The organism is Ruegeria sp. SCP10 (assembly GCF_040329495.1).
In the GTDB taxonomy this organism is placed as follows: Bacteria; Pseudomonadota; Alphaproteobacteria; order Rhodobacterales; family Rhodobacteraceae; genus Ruegeria.
This window is the reverse complement of sequence record NZ_JBDZYF010000007.1, coordinates 79,909-104,008: the sequence shown is the minus strand read 5'-3', so window position 1 is coordinate 104,008 and position 24,100 is coordinate 79,909. Positions and strand designations below refer to the sequence as shown.

Below are 24,100 nucleotides of genomic sequence, written 5' to 3'. Positions count from 1 at the left end.
GTCGCACGGCAGGCCACGGGTTGATGAAGATAATCCCACTCAACACACGCCGATCGTCGACATAGGATTCGCCATGGGACTTTGGAAAGAAGGGCTCAAGACGCGACATCTGCGCATCCGTCAGCCAGAAAAGATCAGACATGTTCACCACTCGTTTTTGAGCCGTGAATCATGCGGCGCGATAGAAAACAATGGGTCCTGACCCTAGCAATCCTTTGATTATCCGATCTTGAGAGCGGTGCTCTGGCGAGTTGGAAGCTCTGGTTCGAAAACCACTGGCCGGGTGACGACGTCGAGCTTCTGCAATTGCTGAGAAGAGCTGGGAGCTACATATTGCCTTCGCGCTTTCCGAAAGACGAAGACACAGCTCGCTACCTCGCATTCTTCGAATGGGTCACGGCGACGAATGGTGAAGAGCTGGGCTAGGACAGGTTACACAGTTTCATCGCCTTTCTGTGCTGAAACCTAGAGGGGGGGATCAAAAGTTGCGAGCTTTAAGCCAAGGGACCGGCGGGGGTAACCAGATTTTTCCGCGTGGAAGTTATAAGGGGGGTGTCGAGGGAAAGAGGGCGGATATTCGAACTCCAGGTTTGAAGTGGGACTTTGCAATGCTTCGTTTTAACGGCAGATTTGTTCGCGTTTCGCCAATTCGACCTGCGTGTATTTTGCTTTCGCAGCGAACGCCCGGAAAGCGAGCTGCAATCGCAGCATCGGACGCCGTCGCTCAAGGTCGGCTCTGGGCCGGCCTTGTAGGGGTCGACGTGGGGGTTTGGCGAAGATGCGGCGGTGCATACAACAAGCAACTTGGCAATACCCAGTAGATGATTGTCTGGGTGGAATTATCGTCATCCGCAACTTGAAAGCGAATATCTAATCCTTCTGAACGACTATACAGCGGAAGCTGACTCAGGTCCAGGGTCGAACTGAGACGACAACTCGTCCGCCAGACCGGTCAATCACTTCGACGCATAGTGCTTCTCCGACATCGACCGATCCGAGTCCAGCTTTCTCAAGTACGTTTGTCTGCAAGAAACAGTCTCTGGTGTCATCGAAGACATTGACGAAGCCGTAGTTCTTTTCCTTGCAGAACCACCTGACCCTTGCAGGCAGCATTGAAGTCGGCTTGATGGGTTGGAGTCCAATTTGCTTGTTGTGCGGGACTGTCCAGGAAGCCTCCGACCGGATGCTCAGGATCTCAACGATTTGAAGTCCTCTCTGTTTGACACTTGCAAATGCCTCTAGTGTGCAGCCGTTTGCGATTGAGGTCTGGCCAAAATCATGCAGCGCGTTCTGATGCATTAAGGCATCCTCGCCCGACACATTGCAGGTCACAAAACCGTATCCTTTCATGGCCGAGAACCATTTCAAAGTTCCCTCAATATGCCGCAGTGTGGCATCCCCACCTATTGTTGATCCGTCCAAAACCAAATTACGTTCTAACGTTACAAGTTTCACGGGCTTACCCTTGTTCGGAAACGTGGAATTTGTTTGTCAAATTTATTAAGCTGTGTGAAAGGGTTGGGGGGCTACTTTCTGAGGCCAGAGAGTTCTGATTTGCTTGCCCATGTGTTTGCATATTCGGACAACAAATTAGTCTGCTCTTTGTGGAGTGCCATCAGAACACATGCCGCCCACATGGCCGCGCCATATTCTGAATCGCTGTCATGCAATCGTAGAGCATTCAATATAGCGGTTTCTGGGGTTGATGGCTCATGCACCGATTTTAATGTCCTTGTTCCTAGGCACTATTGAAGCTCGCAAGAATACCAACATTGATCTGAGTCGAAGCAGCACTGAAAGTCAGCAAAAAGTCTAACATCCGACCCCCAAAGCCCTCCCATTTTCTGGTTTTGCTGTCTTGTCGCCAAAGCGAACAATTCTCAATATGCAATGCTGCCATTGAATGGATGAGAAACACTTCGTTAACGTTCTATTCATAATTTCCCACGAATTGTGAAGAGCCTCGTTGGATCTATGGGATTGCTCAGACTAAACACATATCTTCTGCAGAAACTGCCATATGCGACAATACCACATGAGATTACCGGTTGTGTCGCAAATTTTTATAACGACCGGAGCTAGCGCGATGCTAGTTGCAGCTATCCTGCGATATCAGCAAACATCCGAAAGCTGGAAATCGTACCGTATCGCTAGAGAATTTCTTCTTGCGGATCATGTTAGCTACCTCAATGCCATCCAATGTTGCGGAAGCCGATCCGAAAGACTTGAACCAGCACATGTGCCGTACGCGCCGTTTGATATATCTGTGATCTTATTCAATCAAGTTGTTCAAATACTTGGACCTGATCGTCTGTACTTTGGCTTGATGGCCGAACCACTTCAGCATTCTGTTTTGTGCTTATCTTCGAACTCTTTGAGGACATCGAACAAGGATGCAACGTCAAAGGCGATCAGGGCCAACTCGGTGTCCCATCGGATGAGTCCCACGCAGACGCCTGCGCCAATGGTATCGCTTAGAACGGTCAGGTCGGGTTCAGGCACTTGGGGAGCTACTAGTCTTTCGACCGAGAGAAGTTGCTCAAGCCTGTTTTGCCGGAAATCCCTTAGATCAGAGAGCAAGCCTTCTGGGCCATTGGCGTGCTCTGCCCGCTCCATACCAAACTGCAAGGATGCCAAAGTAAGATTCTGCAACCTACGTACAACCACATCAAGCATTGAGCCGTGGTCAATGGAATTAGCCACACTAAGAATTCCTTGACGGATTGCCGTGACCGATACCATTCCGGAAACACCGTACAAATCGGAGCGCAATGGGCCTGGGATCAAAGCGAAATCAGATGTGGGGCCAATTGCGTCGGTGAAACTGACCATCAGATTCACGATGTCGTCGGAATTCACGATAGGTGCCTGGTCAATGATCCCTTGAAAACCCAGATTGCTGCAGTCAGAAACTAGAACCACTCGGCGGCCTGTGACCTGCAATTCCAGAATGTTCTCATCGGATACGAACCGCAGTGTTGTCCCAAGCACAGCGTTTTCGATTTCACGTAGCATTGCGGCCATTGGATCAGCAGCCTCCAACGGCAGCCTTCCATTTAGAAACGGAAAGCGGCATGTCGCTAACTTGGACAAATTGCTTTGAAAATCGGTCAAGTCAGGCATCGGGCCTCTCCGATCCGACCCGAGTTCTGGATCAGCTTGTCCCACTCGTCTGCGTCCAAAAGCTGAAACTCTGTGACACAGTTGCCGCTATCTTCGACGTTCAAGTGCAGTGACGTAACAACCGAAGTCCAGAGGTTAACGTCCGATAGCAACAGGCCTGGCTTGCCCACCATTGCATTGACTATGGATGTTTTGCCGGATTTGATCTGGCCTATGAACGTAATCTCAGGCAAAAAATTCTCAAGATCGCGTGACATCGATCGCAGTTTCTTTAGCGTGTTTCGACCGCCGAGGCTTGCAATATCTAACAGTCTCTCTTTGCTAAACTGAATGTAGCTGCTGAGATCGTTCAGAGGGCCCAAACCAGCATTCAGAAAGACCTGAGCTCCAGGAGCAAGTTGATCGGAACTGACTTGACTACCTGTACGCACTACCATGGACATAACCCTAATCATCTTTAACACACATGATGAGTTAAAGGGTCAATAGGTAGGCAATATGACTATATCGGGGCATCATTCGCATTTTTTGAGTTCTTGGCTCGGGACAATTCTCGCTTTAGTTGAATTGCGGCCATGATGGTTTCGGTTACATCTGCCCGTTCTGCTTCGATTCGGAACAACTCAACCAGGTCTGCAAGCTCGCGCAGCATCTGAAATGACCCCCGCATGTTCACGTCATCCGACCACGCGTCCAGATCGAGTTCAATCTCTTCCAGAATCTTTGCCATTTCGGTCAGAAATTCAGAGTTTGAAAATACGTTGCCTAGTGCGGGAGAGTCACTCAGTCGGGACAGTTTGTTAATTGCGTCATCTAAGTTGGGGGCTGGAATGGCATCTGGAATAGGACTAGCGGCAGGTGTTGGTTCCTCCACCGGCCGCGTAGGATCGGTCACCGTATTTCGAGCATCTTCAATACTAGCGTCGTCGGGACCCAAAAGGCCAACCGCACCTTGCAGGAACAGTTCAGCCTGCCCCGTTGCGTGCTCTCTCGCCGCGTCAATGTCGCGCCTTAGAATCGAGATCAGTTTGTGCCCGCCTGATGCGCGAAACAGGATCTTGTCCAGACTAGAGCCCGACCGGGCCTGCGAGGCGTCCTCAGGTGAAAGGCAAACAAAATCCAGAAACTCAGACCCAAATTCAGCGCAAAGGCGTGCTTCGGTTTCATCGCGCTCGCGTCCCGAGTTGATCGAAACCAGGATTGCATGATCCTTCAACCTATTGGGCATCTGTGCCCAAACCCGTTGATCTGTATGATCAAAATCATGGGTACACCATATCGCAATATCTGTTTGCAGGGCTAGCCATTCAATAGATGCACCTGTTAGATCCGCTGCCGCAGTGGCCAAAACAGATATCTTCTTCAGGGCTCTCGAAGGCAACGCCAAATTTACCTCAGTGGCATCGGTTTCTGCCAGTGCAATTAGGTCGAAGGGAGATGGGTAGTCGACCTTTGCTCCGTCGCGCTTCACAACCGTCAATTCTTCTTGCTCGGCAAAGCTTAGGCGAACGAAGTCGCACATGACGGTCTGCGGGAGCACGTCTTGCCCCAATACGAAATTTACCAGGTTGGCCCGATCGAGATACGTCGGAGCCAATATGGAAACGCGAATGGGTCTTGTAAGTGCTGCCAAATGCGCGCGTGCACGCGTCGCAACGTCTGCGTTTGCTCCGCCATTTGTCGCGGCAGCCTGCAGACGCGAGTGAAGGGCTAGCTGCGGGCATGATGGACTATTCATCTTACATGCCATTCCAGCAGGGTACCGACGACAAGGTCAGAGAAAATCAACCATATCCTCATCGTCATCTCCCACAATCCAGTTGAACGTCTTGTCGCACAACGCTTTGAACACCATTGTTGTTTCTCCGATGGAAATGCGATCACCGTCGTTCAATTTTTCGGTCGAGATGATTGGTTTACCCTGCAGGCGAACAATGTTTGTCTTGCCGCCGTGACCGAGGAAATAGCCGTTCTCTTCGGGGTCGTAAGCAATCGCGGCGTGATTGTCGCGCGAGACCGCCATATCTCCGAAATCCAGACAAATGGTCTGATCAGGGTTGCGACCGATCCGGGACAGCCCGGATCGAAGTGTGAATGCGTAGCCCCGACCGGGGCCGCTGACAATCACAAGCCACCCTACCGGCAAGGTTTGTTCAGGTTCAGGCGCATTGTCCGGGCTGAACAAATCCTTGGTTATACCTTCGGATGTGTCAAACCCGATCAGACGCGTACGCGTGCCGCGCGGGTTGGCGCTGACGGGTCTGGACACAGGTGCGGAGACAAGCTCTTCCATTGGTGTCTCGGTCATCCGCTGGAAAGGCTCCGCGCCAACATTCGGAGCGATGTCAGCGACACCGACCGCGCCAACCGAATGGTTAGGAGACATCAGACGCTGTCTCAAGTTCCGGGCGTGTTGGTCGGTGTCATCTTGTGGTGTAGTTGATATTGCAGATGATGCGTCTTCAGCAGGCAGCACCGACTCGGTTGCAGGCCTGCGGCGACGGTTCACTAAGGTATCGAACATACTCATATGCAACATCTTTCCTTTAAGAACTGGCCGTTAGACCAGTTCGGTTGATACGTCCTGCAGAAAGTCGAGCAGGCTGTCGGGGCTGACCGCTTCAGGGTTGACGGAATTCGACGGAAAGTACCGCAGGAAGATACTACGTGTTTCGCCTTCCATGCCTTCGTGGTGGCCCATCGACCAGGTCGGGAAAATCCGCTCGCGCACATCCTGACATGAAATCAGGATGATGTTCAGGTGCCGTGGGTCGGCAGAGATCCGATGATAGATCGAGCTGACTTCGGCGCGTCCGCCTTCCAGAACCTGCAGGAAGTAGTTGCCGTTAAAGTGAAGCATGCCGGTGACGTTCATTGCGGCGTTATTGCGTTTACAGACTTCCAGCAACTCGCCCAGATTCAGGCTCATGGATGGGTTGCGCTGGCTGTAGTAGATGAGACGAGTAAGATTCATTTTTCCACTCCGTTGAGAAACAGGTTTTCATTCGACGCGGCAGCCGTTGCCGGGATTGGATCAACGGGCCGGGTCTTGTTGCGGTTCTGTGTTGTTGGTTTGAAAGGCACCGTACCCGAAGGGGCCGACTGTGCCGGACGCCGTTCGACTGGTTCGAGACGCCGCCGCGTAGCACCCCGGCTCGAGGGCCCTTGATCTCGCAAAGCACGACGTTTGCGCTGTCGTTCGCGTTCCAGTTCCAGATGGGCGCGGCGCAACTCGCTGCGGGCTTGATGCGCGCGGCGATTGGCTGTCAGAAGCTCTCTCTGATAGGCTCCAACGAGGTCGGTTTGCACCCTGGTGATGCCCTTACGACCAGACCGGTAAAGCACCAGCAAAAGGATCACAAACGCACCCAGCATCAAATAGTCAGGCAACGGCGCTTCGAAGGCCTGAATATCTGCAAGCAAAGCCTTGGTCGGTGCTTCCAGTTGGGTGATTTGTTCAAGTATTTCCATAACTTCGACCTCTTTTACTGAACAACAAATTCGATTGACTGGTCCGAGGCGCTGGCCACTTGTAGGTCGGCATCAGGATTGCTGCTGTCGACGACAGCCAGGTCCAGGGTCCATGTTTCAAGGTTCCAGCTGACGCGCAGATCGGCGATTCCGGTGCCCGCCAATTCAAGGCTGCCAATGACTTGCAGACCCGCGTGCGAGCAGTCCAACGTGGTCTGGACAAGCTGGCTGACGTCATTCACCCGATTGTTCCATTCAGGGCCTGAAAGCGTTGCCGCGTGCAGCGACACCAAGCGAGACTCAATCCTTTGGATACAGTAGGGATCGTTCGAGTTGTCACCAACCATGGCCAGGAGACGGCCTTCTTTTGCGGGCTCTGCCGGGGGTTCGATGGTCTTGGCAACGGACGCTGTTTCGACCGGCACTTCAGACACAGCAGCGGTTGTCTGTTCTATCACAGGGGCCGGTTCGGCCACGGGTTCCGCAAGTGCGACCAGCCTTTTTGATAAGTCCAGGACGGGTGCGGTGTCAGAGCTTTCTGAATTGTTGAAGAATTTATTTAACGCCGTATTGCCCGGTGTCACCCCAAGCGAAACGATTGCAGCCACGGTCAGCAACCCGGTTGCCACGATAAAGTTCGGCCCGCGACCCTTTTTGGCCTCGGCGTTTTCTGCAAGTCGGTTGGCTCGAGCCAGTGGCAAGCCAGCGCGTTTGCCGGGAGCACCATCCATTTGGCGTGCCTTAGACATCATGCTTTCCTCTGAAATCTGAACAAAACGCTGCCGTTATTCGCTGCCAGCTTTTTGACATCGATGTTCATACCAGCCGCGACTTCGGTCAAAGTCTGCTCGTTATCCACCAGCGATACCGGTGAATTGTCGTCGGACAAAATCAGGTCTAACCCAAGTTCGACAACCATCTGCTGTAAAACGCCTTGAAGGCGATGAGAATAAAGGATCATTTTCAGTGTTTCCGGTTGCTTGCTGTTTCATCTGAAAATGATATTGGATAGTGTCATAATTGAGAAAAATGAGAGGCAATTACCAACAAAAGAGGGGTATTATTGTGATTACCTCTTTTTTGGCGTTCTGAGGTACTGAAAAATTAGAATTCTTTCGAGCGCCTCTCATGCTTTAGGTTTTGCTAAGTCTCGTGGGCAAAAAAACCGGACCTGAGGCCCGGTGTTTTTTTGGTTTTGTCGCTGGATCATGGGACCGATGGCTCAAAAGCTCACCCCTGAACGGTGCTTTCGATCCAGACCTCGACCCGCCGGTTCTTAATCCGTCCTTCGTGCGTTAGGTTGCAGGCTGCGGGTGCAATTTCGCCATATCCGACTGGGGATATTTCGATGCCCGGAAGCTGATCCGTCGCTTCGGTATTCAAGTAGGCCGCAATCCGATTGGCCCGGCGTAGAGACAGGCGTCTGTTGCTGTCAAAGGTTCCGACATCGTCGCTGAAACCGACCAGTTTGATCTTGGTTCCACTCGGTTGATCCTTGAGGAATTCCACCAAACGGGTGAGTTCCGCGGCCCCGCGATCATCCAATCGAGAGGAACCCGAACGAAAGTGAAAGGTGCTGGACAAGCGATCAAACTGACCTGCCGTTTCCAGCATTTCATCAACGACACCTTGCTCATAGGCGTCAGTTCTTGACGCGCGCAGGGTTTCACCACGCAATCCAGCCATGTGTTGCGGCAGCCTGCCGATGCTAAAGCTGGTGAAGCCAGCGACCGAAATCGCATCCTCGGCTTCTTCCGATTTGGCGAAACTCAGCAGACCCCGCGCAAAATCGTTGTCCAGATCGCTACGGTTATACAGATAGACCCGACGGACGAAGGGGTATTCCTCGGTCTTGGCATAAAAATCATTGGGTTCTGTTACTACGCCACAAGCGTCGATGATATTCATTGCCTTGGTGCCGCGCTGCACTCCGAACGGCAGGAAGCTGATCGCGCCGGGATTTTCCAAGACCTGCGTTGCGGCTTCAATGTCGGTACCCACCGCCGTAATGCCGGAAGGTGTGATGTCCGTGCCGTCGAACAAGACAGATTCAAATAGCTCGCGCGAGGCGGTTCCGGTGTCGCGGCCGATAACCTGAATCGGCACGTCAGGGCCATTCAACTGGGACCAGTTGGTTATTTTGCCCAGATAGACATCGCGCAACTGGTTCAGCTCAATCGCCGAAACCGGGTTATCCGGATGGGTCACGATTGCGATGCTTTCCAGCGCCAGCAAATGTTCCTGACCAACAGATGTCATGTTGCCCGCACCACTGGCGGCAAGGCCGCGCGCTTCTTGGCTCTCAATGCGTCGGGTCGACATGCCAATTTCGGCCTCGGCAGCTTCCAACGCATCAAACGCTTCACCGGAATTCGAAGGGATCACAAGGACGCTATCCAGATCATCCCCGAACCCTTCGGCGGTGACGAGGTTAAGCAGTTTATTCTGGCTGTTGGGAAGAAGCTGCGTCGAGATTTCATTGCCCACATGCACCGCATACCCGGCTATCAATAGGGGCATCAACTCGGTCGCCATGACACCTGATCCAGCGATCCGTAGGCTGACATCGCTGGTGTCAATTGTGGGGCAGCCTTCACCATTGCACGTCACCCGATCGGTGCTGACGCGCATCTCCCCAATGGGCGTTTTGATCAGAAAGTGGCCGTCAACGAGGTCCAGAAATTCGCCGGACAAACGCAGCGATCCGTCGGGAGCTGACAGTTCCACTTGCCCTGCCGCGGCTATCGTGGGCAGGGCACTGGCGATGGCAATGGCACTTGCAACGCTTTTGCTTAGCTTAAAGATGTTCGTCATAGTCAGATCTCCGTCTTCTATGGTTCGCAATCGGGGTGCGCGACGCTCGCTTCAGCGCGCCCTGTAGTTGGGTCATTCGCTTTGTGACTTGGCATTTTACAGCGCCATGGCCTGATTGATGATGTCCGGTGCCTCTTCGATATCCGGCACCAGCGCTGCCAGGATGGCATCCTCTTCGGCCGACCGATGGACTGGCTGTGTTTCAATTCGTCGTTCGGTTTTTGGTTCGGGTGACATCACGGGCATCTGGTCGATTTGCAGAACCATGACTGAGATATTGTCTTGTTCGGGCATTGCCGCGGCTTCGACAGCTGACATCAAGTTTTGGGTCACCACGGCGCTGCTGCTGGCCGCCGTTTTGTTGGCCAGTTTCAGGATTGTGCCGTCGGTCAGGGTCTGCAGACCATCGCTTGCCAGAATCAGGATATCGTCCGGCTCTAGAGCCATGGGCGTTTCCGGACAATCGATCCGCGGAATTTCCTCACCCAGCACAGCCGAAGTCAGGCAATTCCGATCCGGATGTTGTGCGGCAACCTCAGCGCTCAGCTGACCTGACGCTACCATCGCGTCAATCTGTGGCGCCATCGAGTGATCTTCGTTCAGTTTTTGGATTTCACCATTGCGGATCAGGTAGAGGGGGGAATCCCCGACAGACAACCAATAAAGCTGATTGTCACGAACAACGGTTGCGATCAGAGTGGCTCCCATCCCTTTGGAATCGGGGTTGTTCTTGATGAAATTTGACATGGCCGTATTAGCCTCTCCCACCGCTTTTTTGAGCAGAGCGGGAATGTTGGCGTCGCCGGATTTCAACATGTTCCGACGCATTTTTAACGCGGCAAACACCTGGCTGACCACCAAAGCGCTGGCCATATCGCCCGAGGCATGCGCGCCCATTCCATCGGCAAGCACACCTATGCCGTAGGACTCGCACATTGGGAAATCCGCCACAAGGCAATCTTCCTGATAGTCGCGTGCGCCGACATCAATTCCGGTCGAAACATCGAAACACGTTTTAGAACTGGCTTTCATCGCCGTCCTCCGTATGGCTGGTCATGTCCCATTGGAACGCGGTGTCACACAGCGCTTTGAAGTGCAGTTTGGTGTCTCCAATCTGAATCTCTGCGCCGCTTTGGACCGGTGTTGTCGTTGTGATCGGTGCACCATTCATGCGGACCAGATTGGCCTTGCCACCGTGACCCAGAAAAAACTCGTTGGTGATTGAGTCGTAGACAACGGCCGCGTGGTTATCTCGCGAAATCGATCTGTCGCCGAAATCCAGACACACCGCCTGATCTTCGCCCCGTCCAATCGTCGAAAGGCCCGCCATCAAGGGAAAGCTTTGACCGCGCCCCGGCTCGGTCGTTACGACCAACCAGCCGACGGGCATATAGCTTGGGTTTTCGACTCTTTGCTCGGCCTCCGGCGGCTCTAAGTCTCCTGGTCCGTTGCGGGTGTCAAATCCGATCAGCCGCGTTTTGCCCACGTTTTCCCGGGGGCGCGAAACAATGGCGGGCGAGGTACTCTGAGCCGTCGAAAAGGTGATCGGCTGTTCCATGATCGGGCTTTGCCATAGGTCATCAGTTTCAATCGGCAGAGATCGGCTGGGATTCAGGCTCCGGCTTTTGTTCTTCTTGAGAAATCGCATCAAGATGCCTCCGCCATGCGAATGCGAGTGATCATTGTCAGGCTCCTGTCTCGATGCTTTCGACCCACATTGTGCCTGCACGACTGATCGCCAGACGCACCTGATCCTGACCGGAGGTGATTTTCTGAGCCAGCAATCGCGCCATTGTGGCACCGTCCGAGATACGTTCATTGTCACCCACCATGGCCACCACCGTGTCGCCGGCCATAAGGCCGCTATCGGCGCCCGGTGGCACGTTTATGACCTGAGTCAGCCAGACAGAGCCGTCAAATTGGGTTTGAAAACGAAACCCATTCATGAGGTCGGTCAAATAGATGATCGGCGCGGATACCTGTGTATAAAGGCGGGCACCCGTTTCGGGAACTTCAGCGACAACGCGGAAATTGATCTGCATCCCATCACTTTGCCTGGCCAGTGTTCTGAGCTGGAGATCAAGGTCGGTGACCGGCGTGCCCTCAACTTCCAAAATACGGCTACCTATCGGCAGTCGATTTTCCAGGCTCTGCGTTACTTTAAGAACGAAGTTTTCTTGATCTAGACGAAACGGCAGATCCAGTTTCCAAGACGCTTCCACCTCTCCATCCGCATAGGAGTGAATGAAGTCCTGTAGGACTGGGTCAACTGCCACCTTTGTTGCTGAGGTATTTTCCGGAACAACAGCGGGCTGCTCGACGGGCACAGTCGCTGTGGGTGCCGTAGTTGAACCTGGCGTGACGGGCGGCAGAACTTGATCGAATGGCTCTACTGAAGCCAATTCTTGCAGAGATACCGGAGCTGCCTTTGTCGAGGCAGTGCCGATTTCAACCTGATCCTGATTCAATAGAAGATAGGCCGATCCCCCAACGATACCGGCTGCAATCGCAATCGCCGATGCACGCGCAACCAGTTTTGATGCGCTTCTGACCGGCTTGACCGGACTTTTAGTCGCTTGGCTTGCAGGACGGGTGGATTTGCGGCGCGCAGATTTCAATTGCTTGGAAACGCGGCTTGAGATCGTTTTGACCGGAGCTTCCATCAGCAGAGACCACTCCGCTGACGTTTTCATCCGGTCTTTGGGCAGAATGGCCATGGCTTTGTCGATCGCTGCGCAAAATGCCTCATCATAGTCCGAGGTCAGCTTGCCAAGCGGGATATAGGAATCCGGCTCCTTGGCCACATGCGCCGCGATCCGAACCTGGCTGTCCGGTGGGCGCTGTCCTGTGATCGCATGATAGAAGCTTGCCGCCAGTGAATAAAGGTCACTGCTAGGGTCCTGTTCACTGCCAGCGATGTAAAACTCTTGGGGTGAATACCCGTCCTTGACTACGCGCAGGGCCGATAGCGCGCGCGTGGCTTTAGTGGCCTGATCCCGTGCAGCGCCAAAATCGATTAGCACTGGGGTCAGCTCATCGGTTACGATGATGTTGTCTGGAGAGATATCCCGGTGCAGCATTCCGGCAGTGTGCACAAATCCGATTGCATCCAGCAATTTACGAAGGATCGCGCGAACCTGATCTGGCCGCAAAAGCATGACCTTCTGTTCAATAATGGCAAGCAGATCGTGGCCCTTGACGAAATCGATCGCCATATAGGCGGTATTGTTCTCTTCAAAGACTTGGTGCACGCCAACGATATAAGGGTGTTTGAGTTTCGCCAGCGCTCTTGCTTCTTGCGAAAAGAGCCGAACAATTGAGCGAAGCTCACCGACATAGGCCTCGGACCGGGCCTCAATCTGGCGCCCGTTGCGGCGGCAAAACGACTGGGGAAAACACTCTTTGATGACGATCTGTCGATCCAGACTGTCTGTTGCCAGATAGGTGATGCCAAACCCGCCGGAATTCAAATATTGCGTGATCTTGTATTGACCCCGCATCAACTCGGTACCGGGCTGAAGTTCGTCCCCGGCCGTGTGGTGATCCTGTTGCCGTGCGTCATCAACCATGGTCTTCCTCACAATACGAAACTCTTTGCTCACAGAAGATGATTGAGCTCCAAATCAGGCGAGAAAATGTTAGATAGCGGTCAAATTTAAGAAAATATCTCGCAAAGAGGGGTTTTTATCATCCAAATTTAGAACAAGCGCGCAGTGCGCCCATGTTTTGGGAAAATTCAAAAGGAGGGTTGGAATTACGACATAGTTGCGCGAAAAACTCTCTGACAGATTGTTCGTACCGCGCAAGCTTGGTAAATAGTCGTCACATTGATATCTCTAAATCATACAAAAGGCGGGTCCGATGAGCGCAAAGGAAGTCGTATTTCTGAAAGAGGCTCTTTCATCCGAAGATGTCTATGGGCATGTCGGGCAAAGACTGCGCGGATTGCGGTCTGAAAAGCGTATGACACAAGCGGAAGTCGCGCGCCTCCTGGAAATCAGCCCTCAACAATATCAGAAGTATGAAGATGCACAAAGCAAGTGCAGCTTGCCATACCTGATGAAGCTTGCCGCATTTTATCAAGTCCCTATTGAATCTCTTCTCCCACAATCTGAAAGCTCGGCCAACATGCCGAGCCCAACGGCAGAAATTCCTGTCGAGGCAGATTTGCTGGCCCGTTTGGTTAGTTCATTCGTGAAACTCTCAGACGTGAACGAAAAGTTGAGGTTGGTACAATTGGTTGAAGCGATTGTCTCTGCCGAACAGAAATAGGGGACTCGATGGAACAAAGTGACTTTAATCGGTTTGTGAAGGATCGCGGAGAAGAAGGTGCAAGCGAAGCCATCGGTTCGCATTCAGCGGTTGTTTGCCTCGCTCAACCGGGCGTTCCTGTTATCTACGTGTCCGACGCATTTGAGTCCCATACCGGCTATCGGCTTGAAGACGTAGCGGGGCGTAGTCTCGGGCTACTGCAAGGCCCTGATACCGAGCCCGAAGCAATTGACCACTTCAGAAACCTAATAAAAAACGGGCAATCTGGAACAGTCCGCATCACAAATTATCGGAAAAATGGTGAACGTTTTGTCCATGAATGCGAGTTGCGCCCGATTTTGGACGATGGGAAGAATGTGACACATTTCATCGCAATACAGAGACCGGTTTAGCGCTGGTTGTACCGAGAAGTCATAACTTGCCCATGCTCCTTGCGATTGCAGGCCAAGTTCCGCAATCAACGTGGAAAGTTAACGGCGTTGCTGCGCAAATTGGTTTAGATCAGTTTGAGACAAGTGTTCTTTTTTCTTAAAATCATCGACTGATGATTTCGGCGATTCAACTGCTCGCGGTACTTCTTTCGCAAAATGGTTCCTAAAACAATTCAAGATCGTTCGTTAGAGGAAACCAACAATGGATATGTGAGCGTCTCTTGGTTTCACGCCTAGGATAACGCGAGGCCGCGCTGCCCTCGTTCAGACGCCCTCTCGTCGAACCATCGAACCACTACTGCCCAGTCAGCTATCGGGTTCCGATAACAACAAATATGATGAGACGTAATACAGATTGTTTGTAGACTCTTGAGTGGTTCCACTTGACCTCCAAATTCACATGAAATAGGTGATGCCTTACTTGAGCGGGCGTTGTGTAGTGGTAAGACCTTAGCCTTCCAAGCTAATGACGCGGGTTCGATTCCCGCCGCCCGCTCCAAGCTACATTTTTCGACAGAATGCCCGAAAACGAAACTTCTAAGATCTCTCAAGTTTCTGTTTTTATGCAATAAATAAAAGATCAATGCGCTTGTCTTCCAAACAGGCTGTGTCGGTTCGATTCCGTCTACCCACCCCAGTTGTATCCCCCGCGATTTCTGCGTCAAATAGCCCTGAGGCTCGGGCAATTTCAGCGCGTGAGCTTGACCCCGGTTGCCTCTAGCGCCAAGAAGCAGAAACCCGGAATTGATCAGGAAACACAGGCCCGACATGGCAAGACAGACTGCGACCGGTCAGACACCATCATCACCTCCGGGGGCTAGTGAAGAGCGTGCCACCTCGAAAAAGCTGAGTGTTCTAAGGGCGCTTTGGCCCTTCATGCGCCCTTACGGCGCACTGATGTTTGGTGCAACGCTTGCTTTGTGTCTGACCGCTGGGATGACGCTGACCTTGCCATTGGCCGTGCGACGCGTGGTCGACAATTTCCGCATCCAGGATGGGGAACTGCTGGATTGGTACTTCCTTGCGGCGCTGGGCATCGCTGGTGTTTTGGCGGTGGGCACGGGCATTCGGTATGCGCTGGTCACGCGGTTGGGCGAACGCGTGGTGGCCGATATCCGCAAGGCGGTGTTTGACCGGGTCATTGGCATGAGCCCCGCGTTTTATGAGCGTATCATGACCGGCGAGGTGCTCAGCCGGATCACGACGGACACAACCTTGATCCAATCGGTTTTGGGCTCATCCGTTTCGATCGCTCTGCGCAATATGTTGATGTTTGTGGGTGGTTTGGCGCTGATGCTGCTGACATCGGCAAAGCTGACAGCGCTTGTCCTGTTGTTGATTCCTGTGGTGATCGTACCGATTCTGGTTCTGGGCCGTCGCTTGCGCGCCATTAGCCGTGAAAATCAGGATTGGATCGCGGCGTCCTCTGGTAATGCGGGTGAGGCGTTGGGCGCGGTGCAAACGGTTCAGGCCTTTACCCACGAACGGGCGAGCCGAGAGCAGTTTGGTGAGATGACGGAAACCTCCTATATCGTCTCGCTGCGCCGCATTCAAACCCGTGCGATCCTGACCGTGATCGTCATTTTTCTGGTGTTCTCGGGTATCGTCGGCGTGCTTTGGATGGGGGCCAATGATGTCCGCAACGGGGTGATGACCGAAGGGGTGCTGATCCAGTTCGTGATCTATTCGGTGATCATGGCAGGATCAGTCGCCGCGCTGTCCGAAATCTGGAGCGAGTTGCAACGCGCCGCTGGCGCAACCGAGCGGCTGGTTGAGTTGCTTAACGCCGAAGATACGGTCCTTGATCCTGTTCAGGCCAACGTGCTGTCACAACCGGTTCGCGGTGAAATCCGGTTTCAGGATGTCAGTTTCCGCTATCCTGCGCGGCCCGATGTGGTAGCGCTGGATAGCCTGTCCCTGCAGGTGAACCCCGGCGAAACCGTTGCCTTTGTTGGCCCTTCCGGGGCTGGCAAGACGACGGTTATTCAGATGATCCAGCGGTTCTATGACCCGAACTCCGGGTGTGTTCTGCTGGATGGGGAAGATCTGACCAGTTTGGATCGGACGGATTTCCGCCGCCATATTGCCCTTGTTCCGCAGGACCCGGTAATCTTTGCCGCCTCAGCGCGCGAGAACATCCGGTTTGGCCGCCTTGATGCCTCGGATGCCGAGGTTGAAACTGCCGCGCGCGCCGCCGCTGCGCATGAGTTCATTGCGGCACTGCCCGAAGGCTATGACAGTTTTGTCGGCGAGCGTGGCGTGATGCTGTCGGGGGGGCAAAAACAACGCATCGCCATCGCCCGAGCCATTCTGCGGGATGCGCCGGTGTTGCTGCTGGACGAGGCGACCTCGGCCCTGGATGCGGAAAGCGAACGGGCGGTGCAGGGGGCGGTTGATCAGATGCGCGCGGGCCGGACGACCCTGATTGTGGCGCATCGTTTGGCCACGGTGAAGAAAGCAGACCGGATTGTCGTGATGGAAGCGGGGCGCATTGTTGCGCAGGGCACGCATGACGATCTGGTGGCGCAAGATGGGCTTTATGCCCGCTTGGCGCGTCTGCAATTCACCGATGGGGTGGCCGCAGAATAGGATGACGTAGGGACAGATCAGTTTCCGCCGTAGCGTTATTCTACATTTTCAAGTTTTCCATCGCTAAGCCCTTGCTTGTGTCAGCCGGGTTGTGATCCCATCTATGTGAGGATCAAAACCGCGTGAGACACGTGGGAGAATACAAGACGGGGAGGAGCCACATGGCCTTTGTAGGGCGTGAAGACAAACTGCGTATCGAACAGGAAATGGCGTGGGAGGATCGTGATCTGCCGGTCACCTTCCATCAACTGTTGTCTCGGACAGCAGAGAAGTTTCCCAATCACAACGCGATCAGTTTCCAATTGTTTTCCGGTCCGACAGACAAGGCCGAAACGCTGACATGGTCTGATTTGCTGGGGCAAGTCAATCAGGCGGCGAACCTGTTCCGCTCGCTTGGCGTGGGCGAAAACGACGTCGTTGCTTATGTGTTGCCCAACTGCAATGAGACTTTGGTTACCATGATGGGTGGCGCGGTTGCAGGGATCGTGAATCCGATCAATCCACTGTTGGAGCCCGAACAGATCGCCGCGATCTTGCGGGAAACCGAAGCCAAGGTTGTGGTGACCCTGCGTTCCTTCCCAAAGACGGATGTGGCGCAAAAGGTGGAAGAGGCTGTGCGCCATTCGCCGAAGGTGCATACGATCCTTGAGATTGACCTGAACCGCTATCTGACCCCTCCGAAATCATGGATCGTTCCGCTGCTGCGCCCGAAAATGGGCGACAAGGAAAAGCTGGCCCATGCGGATTACAAGAATTTCAACAAAGAACTGGCGAAACAGCCCAAGACGCTGACTTTTGCAGACAGCACCGAAGATCGCGTCGCATGCTATTTCCATACTGGTGGCACGACCGGAATGCCGAAAGTGGCGCAGCATAAATATTCGGGCCTGATCTATAACGGCTGGCTTGGGCATACGCTGCTGTTTGATGAAAATGACGTCATCATGTGCCCGCTGCCGATGTTCCACGTCTTCGCAGTACATGTGATCATGATGGCGGCAGTCTCATCCGGGGCGCATGTGATCTTCCCGACACCGCAAGGGTATCGCGGAGATGGTGTTTTCGACAATTTCTGGAAGCTTATCGAACGCTGGAAAGTCAGTTTCATCATCACCGTGCCCACAGCGATTTCTGCGAAAATGCAGCGCCCGGTGGATGCAGATATCTCAAGTGTCAAAACCGCCTTTTCGGGGTCGGCGCCGCTGCCGGTTGAACTGTTCCGCCGTTTCGAAGAAGCAACCGGTGTGACGATCGTCGAAGGCTATGGCCTGACCGAAGCGACCTGCTTGGTCTCGTGCAACCCGGTTGATGGTGAGAAAAAGATTGGGTCTATCGGCATCCCGTTCCCATACACGGATGTCAAAATCCTGATGGATGGACCAGAAGGCCCCAAGGAATGCGCTGCTGACGAAATCGGAGAGATCTGCATCTCGAACCCTGGTGTCTTTCCGGGTCACACCTACACCGAGGTCGACAAGAACGAGAACCTGTATCACTTCAAAAAATACCTGCGCACAGGTGATCTGGGTCGTTTTGACGAAGACGGGTATCTGTGGATCACTGGACGCGCGAAGGATTTGATCATTCGTGGCGGACACAACATTGATCCGGCTGAAATCGAAGAAGCCCTGTTGGGGCATGAGGCCGTGGCCTTTGCCGGAGCCATCGGGCAGCCCGATGCTCATTCAGGTGAATTGCCCTGTGCTTTTGTCGAACTGGTCGATGGCGCTTCGGTCACCGAAGAGGCATTGTTGGAGTTCTGTAAGGTCCACGTACACGAACGTGCGGCACAGCCCAAACACATGACCATCCTTCCGGAACTGCCGAAAACTGCGGTTGGCAAAGTGTTCAAGCCGGACCTGCGCAAAAACGCGATCACGCGCGTTTACAATGGCGCGTTGGAAGAGGCTGGAGTGGCCGCTCGCGTGGTTTCGGTCATTGACGATAAGAAACGCGGACTTGTTGCGCAGCTTGACGCGAACGGTTCATCCGAAGACGATGTCAGCAAGGTGCTGGGATCGTTCACCCGGCCGTGGGAGTGGGCTGCCTGACCGGGAGGTAACATGGATTATGAACGTCTGATCGATGAAGAAACATGGGCGTTCATAAGACGCACGGCAGAAAGCTATCCCGACAACGCGGTTGATCTGTCGATCGAAGATCAACGCAAGGTCTATGACGCGATGTGTCAGACCTTTCGCCAGCCGCGCCCGAATGGAGTTGAAACACAGGACCGGTCCGCCAATGGCGTGCCGGTCCGCGTTTATACAGCGGGCGATCCGACCCGCGTTGTCATCTATTTTCATGGCGGTGGCTTTGTCGTGGGCGGGTTGGACAGCCATGATGACGTCTGCGCCGAAATCTGCGCCCAAACCGGGTATCGCGTTGTTTCAGTGGACTACCGGCTATGCCCGGAACACGTGCATCCTGCGCAGTTTCAGGACAGTGTGGCAGCGGTCGAGTGGGCGGTTGCCGAATACGGCGTTCCGATTGTGTTGGCGGGTGACAGTGCCGGTGGCAATCTGGCTGCGGCGGTTGCCCATCACATGAGGGGCCGACCAGCTGAGGTGCTGGGGCAGGTTCTGATCTATCCGGGCCTGGGCGGGGACAGCTCTGCCGGGTCTTATTTGGAGCATGCGCAGGCGCCGCTGCTAACCCGCGATGAGATTCTGTTCTACGAAAAGGTTCGTTGTGGTAGTGCTGTGCCCAAAGGCGATCCAACCTTTGCGCCACTTCATGACACCGATTTCTCGGACCTGCCTCCAACTGTAGTGATCACCGCTGATTGCGATCCGTTACGAGATGATGGGGCTGTTTATTGTGAGCAGATAACTCGGGCAGGCGGTCGGGCCTATTGGATCAACGAAGCGGGTCTGGTGCACGGCTATCTGCGCGCCCGCAACAGCGTGAAACGCGCAGCTGACAGTTTCGAACGTATCTCCGTGGCCATCGAAGCATTGGGGCAAGGCATTTGGCCCTATGGTTAGGCCCTGATCATTTCAGGAATGGTTCACCCTTCATTGTGTCCGCAATCGGTGCGCCCATCCGGGTCAGGATTGTGGGGGCCAGTTGCAACTGGTCAATCACCGCATCGGCCTGCGGGCCGTCGGCATCGCCAAAATAATAAAGCGCCGTTTCCTGCTGCAAAGCGCCCCGCCCACCGTGGTGTCCGCGTTCATCCTGTCCGTGATCGGCGGTTATGATGACCTCATATCCCAACTGTCGCCAGCGGGGGATGAAAGGGGCCAGCATTTCATCGGCGACAAAACAGGCATGGTCCATCTCCTGGCAGTCGTGAAAAAACCGATGGCCCATACTGTCCAGGGTGCAGGCATGCAGGATGCCGTAGTCCAGGCCAAAGCGCAGGCACAGGTTTGTCAGAGTGGCAAACAAATCAACGTCCGAAGGCGTCATTTGGTTGTCCTTGCCATAGCCCGTCATTGTGTGGAACCGGCCGTGGTTGATGGTTTTGCTATCCGGCTCATCATATTCAACGTCGCGGACATAGTCGAACGGGTGCCGGTTGAAGAACTGTGACCAATAGCTATGCGTGACAGCCCCGGTGATACCGCCAGCCACCCGCACTTGGCTGAATACATCCTTATGGCTCAGGCGGAACACGTTGCCATTGCCGGTACATCCGTGTTCCTGCGGTGTGACGCCCGTATGGATTGATGCATAGCAACTGGCGGAGATCGATGGCAGCACAGCTCGCAGCTTCCAAACGCGCGCCTCACCGCTGTCCACCCAACCTTCGAGATTGCCGAACAGGCGGCGGAAATTGCGCCAGGGGACGCCGTCCAGGATGATCAAAAGAAGTTTGCGGTCCATCAGCTTACCTATCTGATTAGATGTTCTACCGACCCTAGCGGAATCGCGGTTTCACGGCCGTTCATTCGCGCCCCAAATATCAAAATCCCGACACCTGCAATGGAGCAAGATGCCGGGATTTCGAAACTTCATGGAGCTGTTACAGTGTGTTCAGTTCCCGGCGCTCTCCATCTTGCGATGGGCGACGACCTCTTCCAGCCAACCCAGATGCATCTCGGGGACCGAGCTGAGCAGAAGATCGGTATAGTCATCGAATGGGGGGCTCAGGACCTGGCTCTTGGGCCCATAACGAACCACACGACCCTGATACATCACTGCGATACTGTCGCTGATCGCGCGGACCGTCGCCAGATCGTGGGTGATGAACAGGTAAGCCACATCCTCTATCTTCTGAAGATCCAGCAGCAGCTTCAGGATGCCGTCGGCCACAAGTGGGTCAAGGGCCGAGGTGACCTCATCACAGATGATCATCTTGGGCTTGGCCGCCAGCGAGCGTGCGATGCAGACACGCTGTTTCTGACCACCAGACAGTTCAGCCGGGTAGCGGTCGATGAACTTCTCGCCCAGCTCGATCTCATCCAGCAGTTCAACCACGCGCTTGCGCTTTTCCGCGCCCCGCATGTTGAAGTAGAACTCCAGCGGACGGCCGATGATCGTGCCAACGGTCTGGCGCGGGTTCATTGCCACGTCCGCCATCTGGTAGATCATTTGCAGCTCACGTAGGTCCTCACGCGTTCGGCCTTTCAGGTCCGCGGACAGTTTACGCCCATTGAACGTGATTTCACCATCGCGCGGTGGCAGCAGACCAGTGATCACGCGGGCTAGCGTAGACTTGCCCGAGCCGGATTCACCCACAACCGCCAGTGTCTGCCCCGGATGAAGCTCGACATTGACGTTGTGCAGCACGTCGAAGTTCAGCCCCTTATAGCGCGCGGTGATCCCGTCGACGCTCAGCACCGGTTCCGATGTCGGCTGTTTCTCTTCGTGCTCGATGGACCGGACCGAGACCAGAGCCTTGGTATACTCCTCTTGCGGGTTGTTGATGATCTGATCGGTGTTGCCATATTCGACCGTATTGCCCATGCGCAGCACCATGATGTCGTCACTCACCTGCGCCACGACAGCAAGGTCGTGCGTGATGTAAAGCGCGGCAACGCCGGTATCTGCGATGGCTTCCTTGATCGCCATCAGAACATCGATCTGAGTGGTCACGTCCAGCGCCGTGGTCGGTTCGTCAAACACCACCAGATCAGGTTCGGGGCACAACGCCAACGCGGTCATACACCGCTGCAACTGACCACCCGACACCTGGTGCGGGTAGCGATCTCCGATATTATCCGGATCCGGCAGACCCAGCTTGGCGAACAGCTCGCGCGCACGGGCCTCGGCCTCTTTGCGCGAGAACTTTTTGTGCTCAACTGCCGCCTCGACGACCTGATCCATGATCTTCTTGGCCGGGTTGAAGGACGCAGCGGCGGATTGCGAGACATAGCTGACCTCACCACCCCGCAGATTGCGAATATCGCCAAGGGCGGACTTCATGATATCGCGCCCGTTGACCCAGACTTCGCCGCCGGTGATCTTCACACCGCCCCGGCCATAGGCCATCGAGGCCAGACCGATGGTGGATTTACCGGCCCCAGATTCACCGATAAGCCCCAGCACCTTGCCGCGTTCGAGGTCGAAGCTGACCCCGTGTACGATTTCGATGTCATGGGGCTTTTCGCCCGGCGGATAGACGGTCGCGCCGATCTTGAGGTCGCGGACCTTGAGAAGGGTATCACTCATCCCCGGCCTCCTTTCAGCGATGTGGTGCGGTTCAGGACCCAGTCAGCCACCAAGTTGACCGAGATGGCCAGTGTCGCAATGGCTACCGCAGGATAAAGCGCTGCGCCGATGCCATAGACGATGCCATCCTTGTTTTCCTTCACGATGCCACCCCAGTCCGCCAGCGGCGGCTGTACGCCCAGACCCAAGAAAGACAGGGTCGAGATGAACAGAACCATGAAGATGAACCGCAGGCCGAATTCAGCCACCAAGGGTGACAGGGCGTTTGGCAGGATTTCCCGGAAGATAACCCAGCCGCGGCCTTCGCCACGCAGTTTGGCAGCTTCGACATAGTCCATCACGTTGATATCCACGGCGACAGATCGTGACAGGCGATACGGGCGCGTCGCGTCCAGCAGACCCATTACCAAGATCAGGATCGGTACGGTCACCGGAACGATCGCCAGGATAACTAGCGCCAGGATCAACGTCGGGATCGACATGACCAGATCAACCGCTCGGCTGAGCACTTGATCGGCCCACCCACCCAGTACAGCCGCCAAAAGGCCCAGAGAGGTGCCGGTGACAAAGCTGAGGATGGTGGCCGCTGCCGCGATAAAGATCGTGGTGCGCCCGCCATAGATCATGCGGGTCAGTAGATCGCGCCCGATATTGTCGGTGCCCAGCAGATGTTCGGCGCTTGACGGTTCCCATACATCGCCAACCACTTCGGCCATGCCGTAGGGGGCGATCAGCGGGGCTGCAAAGGCGATGAAAAAGTACAATCCTGTAAAGAACAGACCGATCATTGCCGAAATAGGAATATTCTTCATCATTTCGGATGCCTCAGTCTTGGGTTGGCCAGGATCGAGACGATGTCAGCCACCATGTTCAGCCCGATATAGACGGCGGCAAAAACCACGCCGCAAGCCAGAACAACCGGTACGTCACGCTTGGTCACCGAATCCACTAGGTATTGACCCATGCCGGGATAGACGAACACTACCTCGACCACGACGACGCCGACGACCAGATAGGCCAGGTTCAGCATCACTACGTTGACGATGGGTGAGATTGCATTCGGGAAGGCATGGCGCGCGATGACTTGAAAGTTCGACAGGCCCTTCAACTCGGCCGTCTCAATGTAAGCGGATTGCATGAGGTTCAAGATCGCCGCGCGGGTCATGCGCATCATCTGCGCCAGCACGACCAGAGTCAGAACAAAAGCGGGCAATGCGATCGCGTTCAGTTTCTCTCCGAACGACATTGTGTCGTTGATCATCGCCAGAGACGAGAACCAACCCAGCTTCACGGAAACGAAGTAGATTACCACGTAGCCGATCAGAAATTCCGGGATCGAAACCGTTGTCAGCGTGATGGCAGAGATCAGCTTGTCCGGCCAGCGATTGCGGTAACGCACGGCCAGCAAACCCAGAAAGATGGCAAGAGGAACAGAGACGACTGCGGCAGCACAGGCCAGAAACAGGGTGTTGCCCAACCGTTTGCCAATGCTTTCAGCAATGTCGAGCTTGTTGGTCAGGGACTGACCCAGATCGCCCTGCACAATACCACCCAACCATTCGGCATAACGGGTCAAGGCCGGGCGGTTCAGGCCCATTTCTTCGCGCAGGTTCTCCAGCGCCTCGGGGGTTGCGGATTGTCCAAGGACTGCTTGTGCCGCGTCCCCAGGAAGAGCTTCGGTGAGGCCGAAAATCAGAGCCGATGCACCGAAGAGAAGCAGGAGTCCCAGCGCGAGGCGCTGGGAAACCAGTTTGATGATAGGATGCATGATCCGTGGCCCG

Annotated in this window: 22 protein-coding genes, 1 tRNA gene and 2 pseudogenes; 6 read left to right on the top strand and 19 right to left on the bottom strand. The window is 54.5% G+C overall.

Translation table 11 applies throughout. The annotated features are described in order from the left end of the window. Nucleotides 1-19: 19 nt before the first annotated feature. From ABLN87_RS15185 to ABLN87_RS15115, 15 genes and pseudogenes are all read right to left on the bottom strand, one after another. Nucleotides 20-142 (bottom strand): annotated as a pseudogene (locus tag ABLN87_RS15185) (IS5/IS1182 family transposase); the annotation flags it as partial. 764 nt (nt 143-906) lie between these two features. After that, nucleotides 907-1,455, bottom strand: coding sequence for a cold-shock protein (locus tag ABLN87_RS15180; protein ID WP_353011569.1), 549 nt, complete (start codon nt 1,453-1,455; stop codon nt 907-909). A gap of 634 nt (nt 1,456-2,089) precedes the next feature. After that, nucleotides 2,090-2,311 (bottom strand): annotated as a pseudogene (locus tag ABLN87_RS15175) (DDE-type integrase/transposase/recombinase); the annotation flags it as partial. A 29-nt stretch (nt 2,312-2,340) separates the two neighbouring features. After that, on the bottom strand, nt 2,341-3,123 hold the full coding sequence (locus ABLN87_RS15170) for a hypothetical protein (protein WP_353011567.1): 783 nt from the start codon (nt 3,121-3,123) through the stop codon (nt 2,341-2,343). Then, on the bottom strand, nt 3,111-3,380 hold the full coding sequence (locus ABLN87_RS15165) for a hypothetical protein (RefSeq protein ID WP_353011565.1): 270 nt from the start codon (nt 3,378-3,380) through the stop codon (nt 3,111-3,113). The genes ABLN87_RS15170 and ABLN87_RS15165 overlap by 13 nt, the downstream gene beginning before the upstream one ends. A 245-nt stretch (nt 3,381-3,625) precedes the next feature. Then, a complete protein-coding gene (locus ABLN87_RS15160) occupies nt 3,626-4,645 on the bottom strand; it encodes a hypothetical protein (protein WP_353011563.1) in 1,020 nt (339 codons plus the stop codon). Nucleotides 4,646-4,897: 252 nt separating this feature from the next. Beyond that, a complete protein-coding gene (locus ABLN87_RS15155) occupies nt 4,898-5,509 on the bottom strand; it encodes an FHA domain-containing protein (protein WP_353011561.1) in 612 nt (203 codons plus the stop codon). A gap of 174 nt (nt 5,510-5,683) precedes the next feature. After that, a complete protein-coding gene (locus ABLN87_RS15150) occupies nt 5,684-6,097 on the bottom strand; it encodes a BLUF domain-containing protein (protein WP_353011559.1) in 414 nt (137 codons plus the stop codon). Beyond that, nucleotides 6,094-6,594 carry a hypothetical protein gene (locus tag ABLN87_RS15145; RefSeq protein WP_353011558.1) on the bottom strand — a complete coding sequence of 167 codons (501 nt, stop codon included), beginning with the start codon at nt 6,592-6,594 and terminating at the stop codon, nt 6,094-6,096. The genes ABLN87_RS15150 and ABLN87_RS15145 overlap by 4 nt, the downstream gene beginning before the upstream one ends. A 14-nt stretch (nt 6,595-6,608) precedes the next feature. Continuing rightward, on the bottom strand, nt 6,609-7,343 hold the full coding sequence (locus ABLN87_RS15140) for a hypothetical protein (RefSeq protein WP_353011557.1): 735 nt from the start codon (nt 7,341-7,343) through the stop codon (nt 6,609-6,611). Beyond that, nucleotides 7,343-7,555 carry a hypothetical protein gene (locus tag ABLN87_RS15135; protein WP_353011555.1) on the bottom strand — a complete coding sequence of 71 codons (213 nt, stop codon included), beginning with the start codon at nt 7,553-7,555 and terminating at the stop codon, nt 7,343-7,345. The genes ABLN87_RS15140 and ABLN87_RS15135 overlap by 1 nt, the downstream gene beginning before the upstream one ends. Nucleotides 7,556-7,824: 269 nt before the next feature. Continuing rightward, a complete protein-coding gene (locus ABLN87_RS15130) occupies nt 7,825-9,408 on the bottom strand; it encodes a phosphate ABC transporter substrate-binding/OmpA family protein (RefSeq protein WP_353011553.1) in 1,584 nt (527 codons plus the stop codon). A gap of 96 nt (nt 9,409-9,504) precedes the next feature. Further along, on the bottom strand, nt 9,505-10,440 hold the full coding sequence (locus tag ABLN87_RS15125; RefSeq protein WP_353011551.1) for a PP2C family protein-serine/threonine phosphatase: 936 nt from the start codon (nt 10,438-10,440) through the stop codon (nt 9,505-9,507). Then, complete coding sequence (locus ABLN87_RS15120) at nt 10,424-11,056, bottom strand: FHA domain-containing protein (protein WP_353011549.1); 633 nt, start codon at nt 11,054-11,056, stop codon at nt 10,424-10,426. The genes ABLN87_RS15125 and ABLN87_RS15120 overlap by 17 nt, the downstream gene beginning before the upstream one ends. A gap of 37 nt (nt 11,057-11,093) precedes the next feature. Further along, the gene (locus ABLN87_RS15115; protein WP_353011547.1) at nt 11,094-12,977 is read right to left on the bottom strand and encodes a serine/threonine-protein kinase; all 1,884 of its coding nucleotides are present in this window, start codon (nt 12,975-12,977) and stop codon (nt 11,094-11,096) included. 292 nt (nt 12,978-13,269) lie between these two features. Here ABLN87_RS15115 and ABLN87_RS15110 point away from each other — a divergent pair, with 292 nt between their 5' ends. From ABLN87_RS15110 to ABLN87_RS15085, 6 genes are all read left to right on the top strand, one after another. Then, nucleotides 13,270-13,680, top strand: coding sequence for a helix-turn-helix domain-containing protein (locus tag ABLN87_RS15110; RefSeq protein ID WP_353011545.1), 411 nt, complete (start codon nt 13,270-13,272; stop codon nt 13,678-13,680). An 8-nt stretch (nt 13,681-13,688) separates the two neighbouring features. Then, nucleotides 13,689-14,072 carry a PAS domain-containing protein gene (locus ABLN87_RS15105; protein ID WP_353011544.1) on the top strand — a complete coding sequence of 128 codons (384 nt, stop codon included), beginning with the start codon at nt 13,689-13,691 and terminating at the stop codon, nt 14,070-14,072. 464 nt (nt 14,073-14,536) lie between these two features. After that, a tRNA-Gly gene (locus ABLN87_RS15100) sits at nt 14,537-14,610 on the top strand. 269 nt (nt 14,611-14,879) lie between these two features. Further along, complete coding sequence (locus tag ABLN87_RS15095; RefSeq protein ID WP_353011543.1) at nt 14,880-16,700, top strand: ABC transporter transmembrane domain-containing protein; 1,821 nt, start codon at nt 14,880-14,882, stop codon at nt 16,698-16,700. Between the two features lie 161 nt (nt 16,701-16,861). Beyond that, complete coding sequence (locus ABLN87_RS15090; protein ID WP_353011541.1) at nt 16,862-18,751, top strand: acyl-CoA synthetase; 1,890 nt, start codon at nt 16,862-16,864, stop codon at nt 18,749-18,751. A gap of 12 nt (nt 18,752-18,763) precedes the next feature. Then, entirely contained in the window at nt 18,764-19,687 is a 924-nt protein-coding gene (locus tag ABLN87_RS15085) for an alpha/beta hydrolase (RefSeq protein ID WP_353011539.1), read from the top strand. A gap of 7 nt (nt 19,688-19,694) precedes the next feature. Here the strand turns inward: ABLN87_RS15085 and ABLN87_RS15080 are convergent, their stop codons facing one another. The 4 genes from ABLN87_RS15080 to ABLN87_RS15065 form a co-directional block, all read right to left on the bottom strand. Continuing rightward, nucleotides 19,695-20,531 carry an alkaline phosphatase family protein gene (locus ABLN87_RS15080; RefSeq protein WP_353011537.1) on the bottom strand — a complete coding sequence of 279 codons (837 nt, stop codon included), beginning with the start codon at nt 20,529-20,531 and terminating at the stop codon, nt 19,695-19,697. Nucleotides 20,532-20,681: 150 nt separating this feature from the next. Continuing rightward, the gene (locus tag ABLN87_RS15075) at nt 20,682-22,319 is read right to left on the bottom strand and encodes an ABC transporter ATP-binding protein (protein ID WP_353011535.1); all 1,638 of its coding nucleotides are present in this window, start codon (nt 22,317-22,319) and stop codon (nt 20,682-20,684) included. Further along, the gene (locus ABLN87_RS15070; protein ID WP_170533053.1) at nt 22,316-23,131 is read right to left on the bottom strand and encodes an ABC transporter permease; all 816 of its coding nucleotides are present in this window, start codon (nt 23,129-23,131) and stop codon (nt 22,316-22,318) included. The genes ABLN87_RS15075 and ABLN87_RS15070 overlap by 4 nt, the downstream gene beginning before the upstream one ends. Further along, a complete protein-coding gene (locus ABLN87_RS15065; protein WP_353011533.1) occupies nt 23,131-24,087 on the bottom strand; it encodes an ABC transporter permease in 957 nt (318 codons plus the stop codon). Before ABLN87_RS15065 ends, ABLN87_RS15070 begins: the two co-directional genes overlap by 1 nt. Nucleotides 24,088-24,100 lie beyond the last annotated feature (13 nt).